The organism is Segatella bryantii, assembly GCF_022024215.1.
GTDB lineage: Bacteria > Bacteroidota > Bacteroidia > Bacteroidales > Bacteroidaceae > Prevotella > Prevotella bryantii.
Genome location: NZ_CP091798.1, coordinates 1,419,128 through 1,439,646, shown reverse-complemented (window position 1 = coordinate 1,439,646; position 20,519 = coordinate 1,419,128). Strand labels below are relative to the sequence as shown.

Genomic DNA, 20,519 nt, shown 5'->3' with positions numbered 1-20,519 from the left:
GCTTGTGAGTTGCCATCTTGTGGCCCTTCTTTTTCTTTCCGTTTGGCATAATTTTAATGTTTTAAAATATTATAATTTAAATTCCTTTATTTTATTCAGCATGATTTTTTCATATCGTCGATGAAATTCTTGGCCGGTTTAAAGCTTGGAAGATCGTGAGCAGCAATTGTAATTGTTGTATTTTTAGAGATATTACGTGCTGTTTTCTCAGCTCTGTGCTTGATTACAAAGCTTCCGAAACCACGGAGATAGACATTTTCTTTTCTCTCAAGCAGGCTAAGTTTAACGCAATCCATGAATGATTCTACAACTGCACTAACTTCTTTCTTAGACATTCCGGTCTGCTCTGATACTTCAGCGATGATATCTGCTTTAGTCATTTCTGTTTATCTTCTTATTTAATTATTTATTGTTTCAAATCGGTTTGCAAAGATAATAGTTTTTATCGAAATAACAAAAGTCTAATCGGGTTTTTTAAAAAAAATCTTTCTAACTAGTTGAAAATCTTTGTTTTAAATCTAATTATACAATATACTATAATAAATTCATATATTAATTAGCTCAATTTACAAGATAAATTTGTAACTTTGCAAACATAACGGAAAACTAGTGTAATGAAACAAACAAAGATTGTAGCTTCCATCAGCGATTTAAGATGTGAACAGGATTTTATTCGTAAGTTATTCCTGGCTGGTATGAATGTTGTAAGAATTAATACAGCTCATGCTACTCCAGAGGGAATTAAAAAGGTTGTCGAAAATGTGCGAGCTGTTTCTGCCCATTTGGCTATTATGATTGATACAAAAGGTCCAGAAGTTCGAACAACTGGTACAGCTGCACCTATTTCATATAAAGTGGGTGATGTTGTAAAAATATTTGGACGGCCAAATATGGATACAACTCATGATATTATAAATGTATCTTATATCAATATTACGCAAGATGTAAAAGTTGGCGATCATTTACTTTTCGATGATGGCGCAATTGATATGCTTGTAATTGAAAATTCAGGTCCTATGCTTGTTGCCCAAGTTCAGAATGATGGTATTTTGGGTTCCCATAAGAGTGTAAATATTCCTGGAGAACATATTGAATTGCCAGCTTTGACAGAGAAGGATATAAGGAACATCAATTTGGCTATTGATCTTGATGTTGATTTCATTGCTCATAGTTTTGTTCGTAATGCGGCTGATATTAAAGCTGTACAGGATATTTTGGATGCTCGTAACAGTGATATTAAGATTATTTCTAAAATTGAAAATCAAGAGGGCGTTGATAATATCGAAGAGATCATTGATGCATGCTATGGTATAATGGTTGCTCGTGGTGATTTGGGTATTGAGGTTCCTATCGAAAAGATTCCTGGTGTTCAAAGACGTATTATTCGTAGTTGTATTCGTAAGCGTAAACCTGTAATTGTTGCTACACAGATGCTTCATACAATGATCGAAAATCCTCGTCCAACACGTGCTGAGGTTACAGATATTGCAAATGCTATTTTCTATCGTACTGATGCTTTGATGCTTAGTGGTGAAACGGCTAGTGGTAAATATCCTGTAGAGGCCGTAGAAACTATGGCACGTATAGCTGAGCAAGCTGAGAGTGATAAGTTAAGAGAAAATGACATAGATCCGATGGGAGAGGGCGATATTGATCAGAAGTTATTTTTGGCTCAATGTGCAATAGAATCTACCAATTGTATTGGTGTTAAGGGTATTATTACAGATAGTGAAACAGGTGAGACTGCACGAGATTTAGCTGCATTCCGTGGTAAAACTCCAATTCTTGCAATCTGTTATAAAGAAAAGACTCAGAGATGGCTTAATTTGTCTTATGGAGTATCTGCAATTTATCAAAGAGATAAGATGGATACGGAAGCTATGTTCTTTGCTGCTGTAAGAATGTTGCGTCAGAAAGGATATGTTGCAAATGATGATAAAATTGCTTATTTGAGTGGTAGCTTCGGAGAAGGTGGAGGTACTACCTTTGTCGAAATTAATAAAGTTAAGACAGTCTTTGATAAGAGTTATAAGTTTAACTTGCCATCTGTAAATAGAGAATGATTCTATTTATAATAGAAAAGATGTTAAGGCTTTGGATAAAAAATGTCCAGAGCCTTTTTTATTAATTATTTTTTTATATCTTTGGCCCCAAATTAAACATCTTTAGTTTTAGGCCTTTTTAGAGACGATATGTATAAGTAATTGACATCAAACAAGAATAATAAATTTATGAATAAAGAACGTTTTAAGGCTAAAGCGTTCGGGATGGTAATCATATTTGCTGTCCTGTTGCTCGGTGGTATTATGCACTCCTGTTTTCCTAAAAGTAGTGATAATTCTTTTAGGATAATTTATAGTGAGATATTGAATCTTATAGATTTACCTAGTATGTGGACGGAACCTGAATTATACAGGAGTAATCTGCCCAAAATTTATTCAAAAACTCAACCGGGAGATCCTATACCGTTTACAAGAATAGTATATGGCAAGGGCTTAACGGTCAAATCTATAGGACATGGATTTGAATATTCTGCGACAGATGAGCATGCTTTTGCTCTACGTATAGAATCTTATTTGGATTTATATTTTTATGCTGATTTTAGAGATAAAGGAGATGCTGAAGATTTCTATCAGGAGATTTTAGATTATGGTATGATAGAGGATCCTTATGGGGCAAGATTCGTGACAGAGAGAAAATTACAAGGTGGTGTGACAAAAGTTCCTTCAGAAGAATTTGCAGATTATCAGCGAACAATTTGTGTAACTGCTCCAAAAGAATTAATTAAAGGTTGGTATACGGTTAGTTTCGAGATTTGATTAGTTTATTGTTTTATAAATTAACAATTTGTGTTTATCAAGTAATATGAGCACTTCAATATTGAGTTTCAAAATGATATTGTAATGTACCTGTACTTAATGATATGTTGTTTTATATAAAAAAAGAATATTCAAATTTCTTGAATATTCTTTTTTTATATTGAAATAGAAAGTTGCTAATTATTTTATGGCAATCTTACTAACTCTTCTTTCGTGGCGGCCGCCTTCAAAAGAAGCCGTGAAAAATTCGTCCATAATAGCTTCAGCTGTTTTATTATCAATGAAGCGTCCTGGTAGTACCAAAACATTAGCATCGTTGTGCTGACGAATAAGCTGTGCGATTTCTTTGTTCCAAACAAGTCCAGCGCGTACACCCTGGTGCTTGTTCAGTGTAATAGCCATACCTTCACCGCTACCACAAATACCAATGCCTGGATAAACTTCTCCACTCTCTATGCCTTCTGCAAGAGCATGGCCAAAGTCAGGATAATCAACACTTTGATCACTATAAGTTCCGTAATCCTTTACAGGGTATCCTTTTTTCTCAAGATACTGTAACACGAATTCCTTTAATGGATAACCAGCGTGATCGCTAGCAACTCCTACTGTCTTGACTTCCATATGTATTGCATTTTTAAAGGGGTGTCCGCATGAAGTGGACGCCCCTTTGGTTAATAAAAATTATTTTTCAGCTAAGAATGCCTTAACCTGATTATAGACATTCTCTGCAGTGAATCCCAATTTTTCATCGAGCACAGTATATGGAGCAGAGAAACCAAAGCTCTCCATACCAAATACTTTTCCATTAGCACCTACAAGGCCTTCAAGAGTTACAGGAAGACCTGCTGTCATACCAAAGATTTTTGCATTTTTAGGTAAAACGCTCTCTTGATATTCCTTAGACTGATTGCGGAACAAACCTTCAGATGGAGCACTGACGATACGTACTTTGATGCCATCTTTACGGAGTAACTCAGTACCAGCTTCAAGTGTAGAAACTTCTGATCCTGAAGCTACGAGAATAACATCACAATTCTCATCGCTACCAGCTACTACATAAGCACCCTTACGTGCATTTTGATAATCGTTACCTTCTGGTAACTTAGCAATATTCTGTCGAGAGAAAATCAAAGCAGTAGGAGTGTCTGTATTCTCCATAGCCATTTGCCAGCAAACAGTTGTCTCATCAGCATCAGCAGGACGGAATACTCGTACGCTATCTTGACCCTTGTGATTCTTTAATTTCTCCATCAAACGAATCTGAGCTTCCTGTTCAACCGGTTCATGGGTAGGTCCATCCTCACCAACGCGGAATGCATCGTGAGTCCAAATAAATTTAACTGGAGTACCCATCAAAGCTGCCACACGAACAGCTGGTTTCATATAATCAGAGAATACAAAGAAAGTACCCATTGCAGCAATAACACCACCATGGAGCATCATACCGATACACATATCAGCCATGGTCAACTCGCTAACACCTGCCTGGAAGAAAGCACCACTGAAATCACCCTTTTTCAGGCTATGGGTCTCTTTCAAGAAACCATCAGTCTTGTCAGAGTTACTTAGGTCTGCAGATGCACAGATCATATTAGGAACTTGTTTTGCCAGCTCGCTCAAACATGCAGATGATGCAGCTCGGGTAGCAGATCCAGCCTTCTGCTGAACTTTGCTCCAATCTATTTGTGGAGCTTTACCACTGAACCATACATCCATCTTAGCTTTCAATTCTGGGTTTGCTTTAGCCCATTCTGCTTCTGCAGCTTTGCGCTCAGCAACAATTTTCTTCAATTCTTCAGAACGCTTAGCGTAAAGTTCCTTAACGTCATCAAAAATAACGAATGGATTAGTTGGATCACCACCCAGATTTTTAATGGTGTTGATATATGCATCACCGCCAAGAGGTGCACCATGAGTCTTTACATTGTGTTCGTAGCTTGAACCATCTGCTTTGAGGGCACCTTTACCCATAACAGTTTTACCGATGATAAGGGTTGGACGTTCGCTTTCAGCGATTGCTGCGTCAAGTGCTTTGCGAATCTGCTCAACATCATTACCATTAATAGTAATAACATTCCAGTTCCATGCCTTGTATTTTGCAGCTGTATCTTCTGCCATAACATCTTTGGTTTCGGTAGAAAGCTGAATATCGTTAGAATCATAGAACATCACGAAGTTATCGAGGCCTAAAGTACCAGCTAAGCGACCTACACCCTGTGAAATTTCCTCTTCAACAGCACCATCACTGATGTAGCAGAAAATGTTATGCTGCATCATGGTCTTACCAAGGCGAGCCTCAAGGAATTTCTCTGCTACTGCAGCACCTGCAGCCATAGCATGTCCTTGTCCTAATGGACCTGATGAATTCTCGATACCACGGTTTACGTCTAATTCTGGATGACCAGGACATGGAGAACCCCACTGACGGAACTGAGCAATCTCATCAAGTGTAAATTTACCTTGTAGTGCTAAAGCAGAATACAGCATAGGACTCATGTGACCTGGATCTAGGAAGAAACGGTCGCGACCTGTCCAAGAAGGATCAGTTGGGTCGAATACTAAGTATTCAGAGAAGAGAACATTGATAAAGTCAGCACCTCCCATTGCACCTCCAGGGTGACCAGAGTTAGCTTTCTCTACCATAGAAGCAGCCAAAATACGGATATTGTCAGCTGCATGATTCATAACTTTAATTTCGTTCATTTTTAATTTAAGGATTTATGCAAATATGCTTTATGAGCGTATTGCAAATATACTAATTTATATTTAATACTACAATTGATTTAGATGGAATTTTTGCTGTAATGGTATTTTTCTTAGCTTTAATACTTTTGAATGCTACAGGTTTTACCACTTCAGGGTGTTCAAAGTCATTATAGTCTTGAATATTCTTAGAAGTAAGAATTTCTCCTGTTATATTTTTTGCAGCAGCTCCATCCAAGTTAATTTCTACTGTTTGATTCTTTTCAAGATTAGTATTGGCCAGAGAAATGATAATACCACCATCTGTCTTTTTTGCAGCAGAAATAGAAATAGCAGGTATTTTACCATCTACCATTTTGTGCATTTTTCCACCTTTTACATCCATAGAATCACACTTTACATCCATAGGGAGATAAGTGGCTTCTTGGAAGCCTTTATACATACGGAAAACGTGATAGGTTGGTGTTAATACCATATGACCTGTTCCTTTTGTATCAGTAAGAATCATACTCTGTAAAACATTTACGACCTGTGCAATGTTAGCCATTCTTATACGATCTGTGTGACGCTGGAAAACGTTTAAAGACAATGCTGCAACCATAGCATCTCGCATAGAATTTTGTTGATAGAGGTGACCTCTAATTGTACCTGGTTCTTCGTCCCACCATGTTCCCCATTCATCAACAAGAAGTCCTATCTTTTTATTAGGATCTTTCTGATCCATGATGGTTTCATGCTTTTTGATGACATCTTCTATTTGTAGACATTTACCTATAGTGGTGTAATAGTCTTGATCATCAAATTTGAGTGCAGAACCTTTATGATCACTCCAGTCTTTTACTGTATAATAGTGCAGTGATATACCATTCATATGGTTTCCAATCTGGTTCATAAGAACTTTTGTCCAGTTGTAATCGTAATCGCTGGCTCCAGAGGCAATTTTATAGAGATTGTGTCCATCATAATTGCGACAATAGGTAGAGTAACGGCGATATAGATCGGCATAATATTCTGGACGCATGGATCCACCACATCCCCAACTTTCGTTACCGACACCTAGGAATTTTACATTCCATGATTTTTCTCGTCCATTCTTTCGACGGAGATTAGCCATAGGAGTATCACCATCACTAGTCATATATTCTACCCATTTTGCTAGTTCCTCTACGGTACCGCTACCTACATTACCACTAATGTATGGTTCTGTACCTAAGAGTTCGCAAAGGTTTAAAAATTCATGTGTTCCGAAAGAATTATCTTCTATAGTTCCACCCCAGTTATTGTTCTGCATTTTAGGGCGTTGCTCTCGTGGTCCAATACCGTCAGTCCAGTGATATTCATCCGCAAAGCATCCACCAGGCCAGCGAAGAACAGGTACCTTTAAATCTTTAAGGGCTTTAAGAACGTCAGTGCGATAGCCTTGGGTGTTAGGAATTTGAGAATTAGTACCGACCCATAAACCTCCATAGATACAAGAGCCTAAGTGCTCTGCAAACTGTCCATAGATTTCTTTGTAGATCTTATTTGTACCTTTGTTTACATGAATCGTAGCCGTTGCATCTTGAGCTATAGCTGGAATAGTAGTAATAGCAGTAACTGCTAAAATTGTTAGAGTCTTTTTCATTATAATAGGTTATTTTCAAGTAACCTTATAGCGTTTTGGGTACGCTATAAGGTTTTTATTTATTTTGCAACTTTGTATTCTACAGCAGCTTTTTCAATAGCTAATCCTTTTTTATATTGTTCGATATATGCATTGAAACCTTCAACATCTTCTTTGGTTGGTTTAATTTCAATACCAGTATTGCCTGCAAATACTTTTGTTTCAAGGTAATCAGATAATTCCTGATTTGAACTCTTATTTATTAGATAAGAAGCGAGTAGGGCAATACCCCAAGCTCCACCTTCTCCAGCTGTTTCCATAACAGAGATAGGGGAATTTAAGGCAGCTGCTAAGAAGCGTTGGCCAACACCTTTTGTGGTAAAATAGCCGCCGTGCCCAGTTATTCTATCAACATTGATTTTTTCTTCTTTGAAGAGAATGTCGTTTCCTATTTTTAGAACGCCGATAGCGGCATAGAGCTGAGTACGCATAAAATTTGCAAGGTCGAATTTATCATTTGCTGCGCGGACAAACAAAGGACGACCATCTGCTAGTCCTGTTACAGGTTCACCTGATACGTAGTTATATGAAATTAACCCACCACAGTCAGCTTGGCCTTCTAGTGCGGCATTAAACAGCTTGGTGTATATTTCGTTCATATTAACAGGGAATCCCATGAGCTCTTGATATTGTTTAAAGATATTGACCCATGCATTAATTTCAGATGTACAGTTGTTACAATGTACCATAGCGACAGGACTTCCATCTGGAGTTGTTACAATATCTATCATCTCGTAAGGTTTAGACAAATTCTTTTCCAATACAATCATTGAGAAAGAAGATGTTCCTGCAGATACATTACCTGTACGTTGTTTGACAGAGTTGGTTGCAACCATACCCGTACCAGCATCTCCTTCTGGTGGGCAAACAGGAATTCCTGCTTGTAGATTACCAGAGATATCTAGTTTCTTTGCACCTTCAGCAGTTAGTATACCTGCATTTTCACCTGCATTTAAAACGGTCGGGAGAATATCTGACAATTTCCAACTAAATCCTTTAGGCGTGATAAGTTTATCGAACTCTTCAACCATTTTGGCATCGTAGTTCTTAGTCTTAGGGTCAATAGGAAGCATACCAGAAGCGTCGCCTATACCTAAGACTTTTTGTCCTGTAACTTGCCAGTGAATATATCCTGCAAGAGTGGTGATATAGTTGATATCTTTTACATGTTCCTCACCATTTAAAATAGCTTGATAGAGGTGAGAAATACTCCACCGAAGAGGAATATTAAAATTAAACAATTTTGAAAGTTCTGCGGCAGCTTGACTTGTATTTGTATTTCTCCATGTACGGAAAGGTACTAGTATTTCTTCTTTAGCATTAAATGCCATATAGCCGTGCATCATAGCACTGAAACCGATTGCGCCTAATTTCTTGATTTCTACACCATATTTTGTGTTGACATCAGAACGAAGGTTAGCATAGCAATCTTGTAGACCATTCCATATGGTATCAATACTATAGGTCCAAAGGCCATCTACTAGCTGATTTTCCCAGGTATGGCTACCTTGAGCAATTGGGGTATTATCTTCATCGATCAGAATAGCCTTGATGCGAGTAGATCCAAACTCAATACCCAAAATGGCTTTTCCTGATTCGATAGTTGATTTAGCGTCCATATTATATAAGGTATATGAATAGTTTATAATGATTTAATAGATATCTCTCAGTAATGAGAGATATCTATCATATATATTTAACGAAGAGCTTTATTCAGCATGTAATACATCTCGTTCCAACGTAGTTCTTTGCGGAACTGTTCATAGTCGGTATCCTTATTAATGATACATGCTTCCATGTCAGCAATTTCAGCAAAATCACGCCAATATTCATCTGTTAGTGAGAAGCTAAAACATGAGTGATGTGTACCGCCGGCATTCATCCAGCATCCAACACCAACCTCGAAACTTGGTTCTGGAATCCAAAGAGCACTTGCTACAGGAAGTTTTGGAAGTGGCTTACTCTTAATCAAGTTAACATCATTGGCAATGAGTCTAAATCGGTTACCCATATCTACTACAGTCGCAGTAATACCGTGACCCTGTTTTGTTGTAAATACAAGACGAGCTGTTTGTGTATGGCGGTATCCGATAGCTAGATGGTGAACTTCAAGACGTGGCTTCTCCTCAGAAATATCTGGGCAAACTTCAAGCATGTGAGATTCCAAAACAGATGAGTTCTCACCATCAAAATTCAAGGTATAATCTTCTAGGAATGATGTTCCACCTTCGAGTCCTTGGCTCATAAACCATGTTGTGCGATATAAACATGCATCCTTCCAGTCTCCCTCAGCACCAAAACCATAGCCATCATGCATCAAACGCTGTGATGCTAAACCAGGAATTTGATCGAATCCTTTGCCTGTCTCTTCTACATTGTAGTCGCCGAGGTCATCAAAGTTTGTGGTGAAACCTTTGGCTCCGTATGCTTCGAGTACAGCACGGAGAGTAAGTTCTGCTTTGGCAGCATTCCAAATTTTCTTGTAGCCTTCAGAAGCGGTATCTTTAAGTTCGTCAGCAACTACATATTCCTTGAAATATACGTCATGAACTAATGCTGTTACATCTTCATCTTTAATCTTATCAAAGAAAGGCATAACGCTTGAGAACGGACAGTAATCTACATGATATCCCAATACTTGTTCGAAAGCAACTTTATCACCATCTGTAACTGCAACATTGTTCATCTGGTCGCCAAAACGAAGTATTAAACAGTCTTGGGCATCAGCGACACCAGCACAGACACGCTCCCAAACTGCAATGTGGTTCACAGTCTTCTCGTCTTTCCAGTAACCGATGACAGTTTTGCGAGGCTTACGTAGGCGTGATAGAATATGAGCAAATTCACGATCTCCATGTGCACTCTGATTCAAATTCATGAAATCCATGTCCATAGTGTCGTACGGAATGGTCTTATTATATTGTGTATGAAGATGAAGTAGAGGTTTACGAAGAATTTGCATACCTTTAATCCACATCTTAGCAGGAGAGAATGTATGCATCCAACAGATAACACCAACGCATTTTTCATCCACGTTAGCGCGACTCATAATGTCTGCAACTTCTTTTGAACTATTTGCTGTGCCTTTATATACAACTTTGATTGGAAGAATACCAGTGCTGTTAAGTCCTTCTACCATTTCTTTAGAGTGACTGTCGACCTGTACAACAGCATCGCCTCCGTAAAGAAGCTGAGCACCTGTTACAAACCAAACTTCGAAATTCTCAAATGCTTTAATCATTTTTTTTGTTTTAAGTATTGTTGATTGTTTAATTATTTTTGTTTTTTAATTTGACCATAATAGGCATTTGGTCCATGTTTACGGCTGAAATGTTTTTCTACCAATAATGGATTCATTGTTGTTTTTGGGTTCACCATAAATGAAATAGAAGCCATTTTTGCTACCTGTTCTGTAACAACAGCATGATATACAGCTTCATCTGCATCTTTACCCCATGTAAAAGGACCATGATTCTTTACCAAAACCGCTGGAGTATGAACAGGGTTGATATTGTCTTTCTTGAATTTGTTTACTATAACAACACCGGTGTTATATTCATATTCATCCATCATGTCCTTTGTCATATCGTCAGTACAAGGTATGCAATCGTGGAAATAGTCTGCATGAGTTGTACCAATGTTAGGAAGGGCTATACCAGCTTGAGCCCAAGCGGTAGCATACGTAGAATGTGTATGTACAACACCTCCTATCTCTGGGAAGTTGCGATATAAAACCAAGTGGGTAGGCGTATCAGAAGAAGGATTTAAATCACCTTCAACGACATTTCCCGTTTTAAGGTCTACAACGACCATATCAGAAGCTTTCATTTTATCGTAACTTACGCCTGAAGGCTTAATAACAACTAATCCTTTTTCGCGATCAATGCCTGATACATTTCCCCAAGTAAAGATAACTAAGTTATGTTTTACCAGGTCAAGATTGGCTTTAAAAACTTTTTCTTTTAATTCTTCTAGCATGATGATTTATAGTTTAAAGTTAGGGTCGTCCTCATATACTCTTTTATTAAAGCGGTACAAGGCGGCACCTCGCTTTGATGTAATTTTATCTATTAATTCGGTCTTCTCTATGAAGTCGATTTCTTTTATTTTCTTTCTGAAATTGCGCTTATCTATCTCTTTCCCTAAAACGGCTTCATATACATGTTGGAGTTGCGTTAGAGTAAAGAGTTCTGGAAGAAGATTAAAGCTCAAAGGTTCTGTATTGATTCTGCGTCTGCAGAGCTTCAGAGCATCTCTTACCATTTCTTTATGGTCAGAATATAAGGAAGGCATATCTTGTATACTTACCCATTCCAAACCATGTTGTTCTCGCAAGTCATCGTCATAGTCTTTTACATTAATTAGAGCGCAATATGCAATAGAGATAACTCGCTCTCCTGGGTCGCGATCGATTTTGCCGTAGGCCCCGACTTGTTTCATATAGAGTTTTTTTAGTCCTGTAAGTGAAAAGAGCACTCGGTTTGCTGCTTCATCCAAACTTTCATTAGGTCCAACAAAACCTCCATAGAGTGACCATTCTCCTCTTCCTGGGTCCATAAGTCTTTTTCCAATCAGAACTTTAAGCTTGTCTTCTTCAAATCCGAAAACAATACAGTCTACGCTGACTAGGACTTTGGCGTGCTCGCTATAATAGTTTGTCATTTTTTTTGTTTTATGTTTAACATGATTATATAATTCTAGAGCGCCACTGTCGTGTGCGCTCTAGAACAGAATAGATGTAGATTACCAGAGTAAAGCATAAAGTAGGAATGTGATAGCTACAATGCCGATAGTTCCATAAGTATAACTACGTGAAGTAGCAAATAAGCTCAGATTAACATCCAATGCCTTTACATCTTTAACTTTGTCTTTAGCATTACTGTTAAGCCATATTGCACATTGGCCAACTAATACACCAAAGAAGAAGAATGCCTGGAAGCCAATGTCATTGAGATAAGCGAGGAGGTTGTTGTTTGGATCTGCATTAGGATTAAGAGCTCCACCGATTGTTACAATTGCTGCAGCGATAATCATTAATAAACCAATGCCACCGAGAACTTTTGCCCACATTTTCATCTTTGCTTGATCATCTTCGCTTGGAAGTTCTACACTGACATACTTATTATCAAAGTATGATACAAGGAAGAAGAAGGTAACCAAAATCATGAAAACATAACCCGCGCGAAGTTGAAATGCTACTTGAGGAAGGGTAACTTTAAAGAGAACACCCATAGGGATTGTTAACACGGCTGTCCAAATAGCGGCTTTAGATGAAGCACGTTTCCAAAGTAGACCAAGTCCAAATACGGTGATAATACCAGGATAGATGAAACCGGAATATTCCTGAATATATTGGAAGGCTTGATCTAATCCTCCAAGAAGTGGTTTTACAGCAACGGCTGCAATAACGAGTGCACAAATAGAAACTGTACGACCTACGTTTACGAGAGTCTTATCACTTGCTTCTTTATTGATATATTTTTTGTAAATATCCATAGTGAATAGGGTAGATGTCGAGTTAAACATAGAAGCAAGAGAAGATATGATAGCAGCTGCTAATGCGGCAAAGCTAAGACCCTTAATACCTGTTGGAGTAAAGTTTCTAATCAACCATGGGTAAGCGTCATCAGAAACATTAACTTTTCCATGTAGACTCATGGCTGTAAATGCATCAGGGTTACCCTTAAGGATATAGTATGCGCATATACCAGGTATAACTACAATGAATGGAATCAAAATTTTGAGAAATCCTGCAAAAACCAAGCCTTTCTTAGCCTCTTCGATATTCTTAGCAGCAAGTCCTTTCTGAATAATGTACTGATTGAATCCCCAGTAACCTAAGTTAGTCAACCACACACCACCGACTACTGCTGCGATACCAGGTACATTCGCAAATGCTGAGCCGTTATGGCTTTCTTGAATTATAAGATGGAAGTGTGTATCATTGATGTGTGTACCTGTTGTAAGATCATGGTACATTTGTGAGAATGCGCTCAAAGTATCTGTACCAAGAGCAATACCCATTTCCTTTAATGCTATATATGCGGTAATGAGACCACCACCAACGAGGAATGTTACCTGCATAACGTCTGTCCATGCAACGGATGCAAGACCTCCATAGATAGAATAGACTCCAGCGATGATAAAGAGAAATAGAATAATGATCATACGAACGGAAATAGTCATGCCCATGACTTCTACAGAAATTCCCTGAAGACCTAAAATCTGTTCTATTGCTAATGCTCCTAACCATGCAACAGAGGTGAGATTCACGAAAACATAGAGGAATAGCCAAAGAATAGAGAATGCTAAACCTACGCCGTCATTATAACGTTCACGAAGGAATTGAGGAATGGTAAAGATCTTTCGATCTAACATTACTGGTAATAGAAATTTTCCGATTACTACCAATGTTACGGCTGCCATTACCTCGTATGCTGCAATTGCAATACCATCAGCATAGCCAGTTCCAGACATGCCAATAAACTGTTCTGCAGAAATATTTGCGGCAATAAGTGATGCACCAACGGCCCACCAAGTTAAAGTGTTACCTGCAAGAAAGTAATCGTTTGCAGTTTTTTCTTTTCCGTCTTTGTTGCGGCTTAAAAATAATCCTAAGCCTACAAGAAGACATAAGTAGATGACCAAGATTATAAAATCAATCGGTTTAAATCCAGATGAAGCTAATGCTTCTGAAATGTTATTCATTTGTTTTTTCTTTTAGGTTATTTATTGACAGAGAATTTATAAATTAAGTGTGACTCATATTTTTGACCAGGTTTTAAGAATGGATTTGAAATTTCCCATCCTGGTGTTTTGTTAACAATCTTGGTAGGAGAATCAGGATACTTTTGACTTTCAAAGCATACACTTACGTGTTTTGGATATTTAATACCTTTCTTGCAAGTAATTCCTGTTCCTTGGAAGTTGCCGGTGTATACTTGAATACCTGGTTCATTTGTGAATACTTCTAGCTTAATACCAGTAATAGGGGAGTATAAGCTGGCTGCAACTTCTTTTAAGTTGCCTTTGCCATTCTTAAATGTATTCAAACACCAGTTATGATCGTATCCTGTAGCATTTTTTATCTGATCGTAGGTGGTGTCCACTATTGTTTCGCTAATGGCGTGTGCCTTACGGAAATCCATAGGGGTACCTGTTACATCCTTGATTTCACCTGTTGGGATATATAGGCTATCTGAAGGGGTAAATTTATCTGCATTAATGTACATCACTTGGTTTGTGCCTTCTTTAGAAGGATCACCATTAAGATTGAAGTAGTTGTGATTTGTCATATTAATCACAGTTTCTTTGTCGGTAGTTGCTTTAAAAGTGATGTCAAGGGAGTTATTATTTCTGACAATATAAGTGGCTGTTGCTTTTACAGTTCCTGGGAAACCATTATCTCCATCTGGTGATGTAATAGCAAATGTAACTGAAGAGTCAGTTTTCTCAACGATGTCATATACTTTATTGATCCAGCCAGTGTTTCCTCCGCCATGAAGACAATTTCCATTATCATTCGGGCGTAATTTATATTCTTTGCCTGATACAATAATTTTTGCATCTTTGATACGGTTTGCATATCTACCGACCGAACTTCCATAATCTGATGGAGAGTTTAGTGTGTCTGCGAATTGATGTATATTGTCATAACAACAAACAACATCTGTTGGATCACCATTTTTGTCAGGGACGGTGATGCTAACAACTCGTCCACCATAATTGGTAAGACAAACTTCCATGCCGCTGTGATTGGCTAATTGAATAAGTTGTGTACGTTTACCGTTAATGGTTGAATCGAAATCTTCGGGATTAAGGCCAGATGCAGTTATGCTTCCTGGTCTGGTACCAGTACATGACAACAATACTAATGAGGTCATTCCGATACCCATGATTTTTTTATTCAAGTTTTTCATATTCCTTAATGGGTTATTAGGTGTTATTATAAATTATGGGTGTAAAATTAGCACTTTTGTGGCTAAGTTGTATCTGTTCTAGTCTATTATTTTATTTACGAAGTGTCTTTTTAACACTTTTAAGCAAAAAAGCCCGCAATCAAATAGACTGCAGGCTTTGTATGTTTAGATATATGATTTAGCAAACTTTGTGTGAACCTTCGGAGATGATAACATCGATGACAGCTGGCTCGTGTCCATATTTCTCGTTGAATCGTTTCTTCGCATCAGCAATGAAAGTATCATAGATATCATCTTTAACGAGATTGATGGTACAACCACCAAATCCTCCACCCATGATACGGCTTCCTGTTACACCATTTTCTTTTGCAATATCATTTAAGAAGTCTAGTTCTTCACAACTAACTTCATACTCTTTGCTAAGTCCATAATGTGTTTCAAACATTTTTTGTCCTACTGTTTCGTAATCACCCTTTTCAAGAGCATCACATACAGCTAAAACACGGTCTTTTTCGCCTAGAACGAAGTGTGCTCTTGTGTAATCCTCTTCACCTACTTCTTGACGAACTTCCTCAAGTTGTTCCCAAGTACAGTCACGAAGGGTTTCAAATTTAGCTTCAGGATGTTTAGCTGCTATATGTTTTACTACATTTTCGCAACTGTTACGTCGATCATTATATGGAGAACCTTTTAGTTCGTGTTTTACTTTAGAGTCAAGTAAAACAAGTTTATAGCCTTGAGGATTGAAAGGATAATATGCATATTCTCTGCTTCTACAATCCAAGCGGATTAATTTGCCTTCTTGACCAAATACACTTGCAAACTGATCCATGATACCGCAGTTTACACCAATATATTTATGCTCTGTAGCCTGACCGGCAAGTGCTAAGTCCCATTTAGAGATTTTACCGCCAGCGAAAAGGTCACTTAATGCAAAAGCGAAACAACTCTCTAATGCTGCTGACGAACTCATACCAGCTCCGAGAGGTACATCACCATAAAAGGCAGCGTTAAATCCTTTAACATCAACGCCTAACTTCTTCATTTCCTGTACAATACCATAAATATATCGTGCCCATGTAGCTTTTGGACCTTCAGGATCATTTACTTTAAATTCTACTCGATCTTTCAAATCTATAGAATAGAGCATTACTGTATCTGTATCATTTGGTCTGACCTCAGCCATGATACCTTTATCTACTGCGCCAGGAAATACGAAACCACCATTATAATCGGTGTGTTCACCAATAAGGTTGATACGACCTGGACTCATATAAATGTTACCAGTTTTTCCGTCAAAGTGTTTGATGAAACGACTTCTTACAATTTCTATATCCATAGTTTTTAGGTTAAATTTGTATTTTTATTTTCTTATTGACTAGTTTTAATCTACAGGAATATTTTTATTTACATTTTTGCAACCAACAAGTGCATAGTAGAACATATAAGCTACTGCTGCAAGATATACAAAGTAACTTGGCATGTATCCAATTTTATCAGCAAAGAAATTCTGAATTACTGGGATAACACCACCACCAACAACCATCATCATGAAGATGCCAGATGCTTGTGCTGTGTATTTTCCAAGTCCTTCAGTAGCTAGATTAAAAATTGAGGCCCACATAACAGAAGTGCAAAGACCTACCAAGACCAAAAGAAGTGCGCTCATAGGTACCATGACGAAGTTGAGTTCACTTTTCATGATATCGAAGATAGGCATATTTACAGTAATTGATTTTGGAGTAAAAATTGCAGCAAGAATAAGAACCATAGCTGTAGCAGTAGTGCAAAGCATCAATGTGCGAGAAGAAACTTTACCTGCGATGAAACCTGCAATAAAACGTCCAATAAGCATGAGTAGCCAATACATTGCAGCAACAGCTCCTCCAATTGTGGCTGCATTAGTTACTGATTCGGGATTTACCCAAGCACCATTTACAGTTTGATCACTGAGATAAAAGTTAAGGCCACCTGGTATACCAACTTCAACTCCCACGTAAACGAAAATTGCAATAACACCCAAAGTACAGTGACGGAAACTCCATGGTGAGTGTTCGAATTTTGTTTCGGCTGTAACTTTACCCATTTCTGGATCTTGAATAGGTATAAAGAGAAGGATAATGAATGCACATGCAAAAACAGTCATGGCTATATACATTACAAGGTTAACATCTGCCATTTTGGTGGCTGATGTTACAGTTCCAATAAGTGCACCAACAAGCATAGGTGTCATGGTTCCTGATAATGAGTTTAGAGTACCGCCAATCAGGTTCAATTGGTTTCCACGGTTACCGCCACCACCAAGTAAGTTAAGCATTGGATTTACAACTGTATTGAGAATGCATACAGAAAAACCAGATACAAAGGCTCCAAAAAGGTAAATACAAAAGCCTGGAATACCAGAACTAAGTCCTGAGCAGAATTGGATAAGAACACCAATGAATCCTACGGCTATACCAATAAGTGCAGAACGCTTGTAGCCTAGATTTGTAAGCATTTTACCAGCAGGTATACCCATAAAGAGATAAGCAAAAAAGTTCATGAAGTTGCCCATGATACCTAATACGTTGCTACCTCCAATTTCAGGTTGATTTTTCCAAATGACGCCAATAGGAGCACCGAGATTGGTTACAAAGGATATCATTGCATAAAGGAAGAACATTGTTATGATGGCAATGATACTTCCGTTCTTTTGTTGTGAGTTTGACATTATAATTAATTTTATTTTTATTATTGGTAGTAATTAGGTCTTCTACAAGACAATGTTAACCCCTCTCCATTTATATTAATGGTGGGGGGCTATCATGGTTTTAGGATATTTATTCTACAACACCAAATTTATAGATTGTTTTTTGTTTGTATCTTTCACCAGGTTTAAGTACTACAGATGGGAAATATGGTCTATTTGGAGTATCTGGGAAATGTTGAGCTTCAAGGCAAACAGCAGATCGGCGTGGGAAGGTTGCACCATGTTGCCCTTTAATGCCTGCCAAGAAATTACCAGTGTAGAGCTGCAAGCCTGGTTCTGTAGTATATACTTCCATGGTTCTTCCACTTCCTGGATCTGTAATTCTAGCTGCGAAACTTAATTCGCCTTCTTCTTTTTTGTTAAGCACATAGTTGTGGTCGAAACCGCTGCCGTTTTTTATTTGCTCATTATCAGCATTAATGTCTACACCAAAGGCTTTTGGTGTACGGAAATCGAATGGTGTTCCTTCTACTTTTCTAATTTCTCCAGTAGGAATGCTTGTGTTGTCAATTGGAAGATAAAAATCCGCATTAATTTCACAAAGCTGATTATCAATAGTAGGTGTAGGATTAGCGATTCCTTGAAGTGAGAAGAAACCATGATTGGTTAAGTTGATGATGGTCTTCTTGTTAGTTGTTGCTAAATACTCGATAATGAGTTCGTCATTGTCTGTGAATGTGTATTCTACTGTGATTTTAACTTCACCAGTAAAACCTTCTTCTCCATATGCACTTACAAGGTTAAGAGCTACACTTTGTTCACCCATAGGATGTGCATCCCATACACGTACATTATAACCTTTGTTACCTCCATGAAGATGATTAGGGCCATCATTAGTTGCAAGTTGATATTCTTTGCCATTTAATGTGAATTTTCCCTTACATATACGATTACCGAAGCGGCCGATAAGTCTTGAAAGATAACCTTCTGGTGAATTTACGACATCTTGTATGTTGTCGTGACCTTGAATAACATTAGCTAGGTTACCATTTCTATCAGGGACCATAATTGCAACGATGGCACCGCCGAAGTTTGTAACTGCAACAGCATGGCCTTTGCTGTTTTTCAAGATATAAAGATCTGTTTTTTTGCCATGAATAGTGGTCTGGAAGTCTTGGTACTTCAGACCACAGATTGTTTCATTTTCTGTAATGCTCATAATATTTATAAGTTTTTAGTCGCTATAATTAAGTTTGTTAGACTCTATTAAATTGATTGTTTCTTGCAAAGTAACGAAAAAATAGTGGTTCTTCCAAATTTTTAGTGATAAAAAATGAATACCAATTGATTCAAAGTTTTAAAAAGAATCAATTGGTATTCACCTTATTTTTTCTGTTGTAAGTAACAGAGTAAGTCAGCAACTACGTAGCTACTACCGCCTATGAAAATGAAATCTTCGTTATCAGCATCTTCTAGGACTGAGTTATATGCTTGTACTACACTAGAGTAGCATTTACCTGATAAATGGTGAGTTTTAGCTATATCTGCTAGCTTTTCTACAGGAATAGCTCGGTGTGAGCTGCATTGAGTCCAATAGTAAATTGCTTCTTGAGGTAGCATTTCCATGACGGTGTCAACGTCTTTGTCGTCTACCATGCCAAATACAATACGTTTGACTTTGTTTTTTTGGTTCTTAATTTGTGTGCTAAGATATTGCCATCCTCCTGGATTATGTCCAGTGTCACAGATAACTAATGGCTTTTTTTGGAGCTTTTGCCATCTTCCCATAAGTCCTGTATTTTTACAGACTTTAGCAAACCCATTTTTGATCGCCGATTTGTTCTTTATAAGGCCTTGATCTTCTAAAATATGAATTGCGTTGAGAATGGTGTTTGTATTCTTGATCTGGTATGCTCCTGATAGTTCACTATGAATACTCCCGTAGTCCTTGGTGATATAGTCTATCCCCCCATTTATAGGAAAATTATAATCATCAAATTGTATGTTATCTTCTGAAAATATGATAGGTGCATTCTTCTCTTTTGCTATATTTTCGAATACAGTTTTTGTTTCAGGAATGCTTTCTCCGATGACTACAGGTGTGGATTTTTTTATAATTCCAGCTTTTTCTGTAGCGATTTGAGCTAGAGTGTTCCCTAAAAATTGCGTATGGTCTTTGCTGATATTTGTAATAATACTCAATATAGGGGTAATAATATTAGTACAATCTAGTCTGCCGCCTAAGCCTACTTCAATAACAGCTATATCAACTTTTTGATCGGCAAAGTATTTGAATGCCATAGCTGTTGTCAATTCGAAAAAAGAAGGATGTAATGGTTCAAAGAAATTAGAATGTTCTGCAACAAAGTTTATTACATAGTCTTCGGATATACATTGACCATTAATACGAATTCTCTCCCTAAAATCTATAAGATGTGGAGATGTATATAATCCTACTCGATATCCTTGTTCTTGAAGAATTGATGCTAGCGTATGAGAACATGAACCTTTTCCATTTGTTCCTGCTATATGGATTGTCTTAAAGTTTTGATGTGGATGTCCAAAGTGTTCATCTAAAAGATGAGTGTTAGATAATCCTTCTTTATAGGCACCGGCTCCAATTTTTTCGAAGACAGGGGTACTATTAAATAGGTATTCTACGGTTTCAAGATAGTTCATAGTGTTTTTATAATAAACCCACGAACCTTTTATGATTCGTGGGTTCC

At 37.6% G+C, this 20,519-nt stretch carries 16 protein-coding genes; 2 read left to right on the top strand and 14 right to left on the bottom strand.

Features of this window, described 5'->3' with window-relative positions; translation table 11 throughout:
- Positions 1-95: 95 nt before the first annotated feature.
- Positions 96-380 carry an HU family DNA-binding protein gene (locus L6471_RS10100; protein ID WP_006283144.1) on the bottom strand — a complete coding sequence of 95 codons (285 nt, stop codon included), beginning with the start codon at positions 378-380 and terminating at the stop codon, positions 96-98.
- Positions 381-614: 234 nt separating this feature from the next.
- On the opposite strand from L6471_RS10100, the gene pyk reads away from it, so the two are divergent.
- Both pyk and L6471_RS10090 read left to right on the top strand, forming a co-directional pair.
- On the top strand, positions 615-2,063 hold the full coding sequence (pyk, locus tag L6471_RS10095; protein WP_094448560.1) for a pyruvate kinase: 1,449 nt from the start codon (positions 615-617) through the stop codon (positions 2,061-2,063).
- Between the two features lie 168 nt (positions 2,064-2,231).
- Positions 2,232-2,819 carry a hypothetical protein gene (locus L6471_RS10090; RefSeq protein WP_237797285.1) on the top strand — a complete coding sequence of 196 codons (588 nt, stop codon included), beginning with the start codon at positions 2,232-2,234 and terminating at the stop codon, positions 2,817-2,819.
- 180 nt (positions 2,820-2,999) lie between these two features.
- On the opposite strand, the gene rpiB is transcribed toward L6471_RS10090, so the two are convergent.
- The 13 genes from rpiB to L6471_RS10025 all read right to left on the bottom strand — a co-directional run bounded on the left by rpiB (position 3,000) and on the right by L6471_RS10025 (position 20,472).
- Entirely contained in the window at positions 3,000-3,440 is a 441-nt protein-coding gene (gene rpiB, locus L6471_RS10085; protein ID WP_006283147.1) for a ribose 5-phosphate isomerase B, read from the bottom strand.
- A 60-nt stretch (positions 3,441-3,500) separates the two neighbouring features.
- Positions 3,501-5,522, bottom strand: a complete 2,022-nt coding sequence (locus tag L6471_RS10080; protein WP_027452877.1) for a transketolase family protein — start codon at positions 5,520-5,522, stop codon at positions 3,501-3,503.
- Between the two features lie 52 nt (positions 5,523-5,574).
- Positions 5,575-7,146, bottom strand: coding sequence for an alpha-N-arabinofuranosidase (locus tag L6471_RS10075; RefSeq protein WP_027452876.1), 1,572 nt, complete (start codon positions 7,144-7,146; stop codon positions 5,575-5,577).
- Between the two features lie 59 nt (positions 7,147-7,205).
- Complete coding sequence (locus L6471_RS10070) at positions 7,206-8,804, bottom strand: xylulokinase (protein WP_006283150.1); 1,599 nt, start codon at positions 8,802-8,804, stop codon at positions 7,206-7,208.
- Between the two features lie 77 nt (positions 8,805-8,881).
- A complete protein-coding gene (gene araA / locus L6471_RS10065) occupies positions 8,882-10,426 on the bottom strand; it encodes an L-arabinose isomerase (protein ID WP_006283151.1) in 1,545 nt (514 codons plus the stop codon).
- Positions 10,427-10,458: 32 nt separating this feature from the next.
- Positions 10,459-11,163 carry an L-ribulose-5-phosphate 4-epimerase gene (locus L6471_RS10060; protein ID WP_006283152.1) on the bottom strand — a complete coding sequence of 235 codons (705 nt, stop codon included), beginning with the start codon at positions 11,161-11,163 and terminating at the stop codon, positions 10,459-10,461.
- Between the two features lie 6 nt (positions 11,164-11,169).
- Positions 11,170-11,847 (bottom strand): NUDIX hydrolase, encoded by a 678-nt coding sequence (locus L6471_RS10055; protein ID WP_006283153.1) that lies wholly within the window; start codon positions 11,845-11,847, stop codon positions 11,170-11,172.
- 81 nt (positions 11,848-11,928) lie between these two features.
- A complete protein-coding gene (locus L6471_RS10050; protein ID WP_006283154.1) occupies positions 11,929-13,893 on the bottom strand; it encodes a sodium:solute symporter family transporter in 1,965 nt (654 codons plus the stop codon).
- Between the two features lie 17 nt (positions 13,894-13,910).
- A complete protein-coding gene (locus L6471_RS10045; RefSeq protein WP_006283155.1) occupies positions 13,911-15,104 on the bottom strand; it encodes an aldose epimerase family protein in 1,194 nt (397 codons plus the stop codon).
- Between the two features lie 178 nt (positions 15,105-15,282).
- Entirely contained in the window at positions 15,283-16,443 is a 1,161-nt protein-coding gene (gene galK, locus L6471_RS10040; protein ID WP_006283156.1) for a galactokinase, read from the bottom strand.
- A gap of 45 nt (positions 16,444-16,488) precedes the next feature.
- Entirely contained in the window at positions 16,489-17,814 is a 1,326-nt protein-coding gene (locus L6471_RS10035; protein WP_006283157.1) for an MFS transporter, read from the bottom strand.
- 109 nt (positions 17,815-17,923) lie between these two features.
- Positions 17,924-19,012, bottom strand: coding sequence for an aldose epimerase family protein (locus tag L6471_RS10030; protein WP_006283158.1), 1,089 nt, complete (start codon positions 19,010-19,012; stop codon positions 17,924-17,926).
- 164 nt (positions 19,013-19,176) lie between these two features.
- Positions 19,177-20,472, bottom strand: a complete 1,296-nt coding sequence (locus L6471_RS10025; RefSeq protein WP_237797284.1) for a bifunctional folylpolyglutamate synthase/dihydrofolate synthase — start codon at positions 20,470-20,472, stop codon at positions 19,177-19,179.
- Between the last annotated feature and the right edge of the window lie 47 nt (positions 20,473-20,519).